Raw genomic sequence first — 992 nt, forward strand, 5'->3', positions numbered from 1 at the left:
CCGACTGTTCGGCGCCCCCAGCCCGTCCCGGGCCCGGGCACACCCGCTCCGGGCCGGGCACACGCCAGCGGTTCGCGTGTGATGTCGGCCGGCCGTGTCCTATTCGCGGATGCCTGCGGCTTCGATCGCCCTCTGGCGGGTTACCCGTCCGGTCGCTTGCGATGCGGTGACCACGGTGACGAGGGCGCAGAGTGCGATGGTCCCCCCGATCGGGGTACGGGATCAGCGGCCGGGCTACCACCGCTATTCCGTGGGGAACTGCGCCCCCGTCCACTGCGTCGTCCGGCGGCTGGTCAGCTCACCCTGAACCACACTCTCCGCAGGAAGGCCCACGCCAGTCGGCCTGGCCCGCAACAGCACTCCCTTCGTCTCCCCGTGCTGCCTGACCCAGCCGAAGACCGGCATCGCCACTTCTGATGGGGCCGGAGGGGTGGTCGCGTGGTGTCGATGGCACGCCCGTGGTGGACGGGGTGGTAAGCCCTGGAAGTCCCTGGCACTGAGGCGGAGGTACGAGTGTGGCGGAGATCGTGATCGAGGCGGGCCGGCTGGTGGTGCGCCTGACGGCTTTCGAGCGGATCGAGGCGCTGCACGGCGACGTCGCCGTGTCGCTGGCCGCCGTCCGCTCGGTGTCGGTGGAGGACCAGCCGCTGACGGCGGCGCACGGCTTGCGCGCGCCGGGGACCAGTGTTCCGGGTGTTGTGAAGGCCGGGACCTGGCGGAGTTCCACCGAGGGGCGGCAGTTCGTCCTGGCGAATCGGGGCCTGCGGGCCGTACGCATCGAACTGGCTCAGGGCGAAGCCGACTTCGACGTGCTGCTGGTGGCCGTCCCGAACCCGGAGGCCGTGGCCGCGCAGGTCCGGGAAGCCGCGGCCCTCTGAAGGCGCGGCTGCCCGCTGTCAACCGCTGGAGATCCATCCCAGGAGTGAACCCATGTATCTGTCCGCGCCCTCGAACCGTCCGGCCGTCCGACTGGCCTCGGCGATCGCCCTGCT

At 71.3% G+C, this 992-nt stretch carries 1 protein-coding gene; it reads left to right on the plus strand.

The window, feature by feature from the left end; genetic code table 11:
* The first annotated feature begins 515 nt into the window (after positions 1 to 515).
* On the plus strand, positions 516 to 878 hold the full coding sequence (locus AB0O00_RS33465) for a hypothetical protein (protein ID WP_363658258.1): 363 nt from the start codon (positions 516 to 518) through the stop codon (positions 876 to 878).
* Positions 879 to 992: the final 114 nt, after the last annotated feature.

It is taken from the genome of Kitasatospora sp. NPDC093558, from assembly GCF_040683475.1.
Taxonomy (GTDB): Bacteria; Actinomycetota; Actinomycetes; order Streptomycetales; family Streptomycetaceae; genus Kitasatospora.